Source organism: Alcanivorax sp. 1008 (genome assembly GCF_020667895.1).
Classification (GTDB): Bacteria; Pseudomonadota; Gammaproteobacteria; order Pseudomonadales; family Alcanivoracaceae; genus PGZG01.
Genome location: NZ_JAFMPS010000069.1, coordinates 1 through 1375, shown reverse-complemented (window position 1 = coordinate 1375; position 1375 = coordinate 1). Strand labels below are relative to the sequence as shown.

General features: G+C 53.4%; 2 protein-coding genes. Both read left to right on the top strand.

Translation table 11 applies throughout. The features are described from left to right. A partial coding sequence (locus tag J1C54_RS16245; RefSeq protein WP_229149992.1) for a hypothetical protein occupies positions 1–226 on the top strand: 226 nt, incomplete at its 5' end. A gap of 379 nt (positions 227–605) precedes the next feature. After that, on the top strand, positions 606–1375 hold a 770-nt coding region (locus J1C54_RS16240; RefSeq protein ID WP_229149991.1), incomplete at its 3' end, for a DUF5666 domain-containing protein.

Here is a 1375-nt window from a genome sequence, read left to right as displayed (position 1 = left end):
CCTGCCGCTGGTAGTGGCCCTGCGCGGTCCAGTCACAGGCACTACACCTAATACCTCTTTGACCATACTCGGTGTGCCGGTGGATGTTTCTTCCAGTGATTTTGAGGACGACGCCAGCGCTTTCTTCTCTGCCATCACCATCGATAGCAGCATTGTGGAAGTGACAGGCAGCTACAATGGCAGCCTGATTACTGCCGAAGAAGCGGAGCTGGTGCTGGAGGACTAACCAACAAGCACCTACCCAAAAGCACCTGTCAAAAAGCCGGGGCAGCTTTGTCTGACCCCGGCTTTTTTGTGTCTCGCATTCCAGGCAACTCCCCAAACTCGAATCCGACAATACCCGTGCAGCATCATCAGCAACTCTGTCTTGAGCCGGCCCCTTTCAGGGCGCCGGATAGCGGGGATGCGCTAGCCCCCGAAGCCATCGCTGCATCTGTTTCGAAATAGCCATCCGACGAACGGCATTGCCTTAATCCTCATATTTGGGGATTATCTCCCCATATGTTGTTATATTGAACCAAAGCAACCGCCCATAGCGACAGCAGTAACGAGCACCACCAAGTCGGTTTGGGCATCTATCCAAGTGAAAATGAAGGAGATAAAAGATGAAAACTTCCACTACCTGGATGAAATGCCTGACAGCGGCCAGCCTTGTTGCGCTGACTGCCTGTGGTGGCGATAGCCAGACTGCTAGCAATGGTGGCAATAGTGCTGCATCAGCCAGCGTATCTGCTGGTCCGATCAGCGGCTTTGGCAGCATTTTGCAAAATGGCCGACGTTATATTGTCGACGACAACACCCTGGTGCGAATCGACGACAACCCGAGCTCCTCCGACTTGCTTGAGGTGGGTGAGTTTGTCTTTATTACATCATCCAGCATTGACGATAACGGCAACCCGATTGCTGACACCGTCACTCAGGAAACCCTGCTCAAGGCCAGCATCAGCAGCCTTGATGCCGCAAACCAGCGCTTCAATGCGCTGGGACAGACTGTGCAGGTTCGTGCAAGCACCGTGATAGATAGCAGCTTCACTTCTGCCATCGCCGGCACTGACTTCGATCGACTTGAAATTGGAGATGGTGTGGAAGTCAGTGGCTATATTGCTGCCGATGGTGTGCTCATCGCGACCTATGTGGGCTATGAAGATAACGTCAGTGAGCCACGCGTTATCGGCAAGATATCCAATCTGAACAGCGAAGCACTGACCTTCGAGATCAATGGGCTGGAAGTGAACTACAACACCGCTTCGCTTTCTTCACTGCCGGGCAATGTGCCCGCCAATGGCATCACCGTTCGTGTACGCGGCAGCCTTAATGGCGACATTCTGGATGCAAGCACCGTCAAGGGCTTTAGCAGTGGCTTTGACGATCTGGA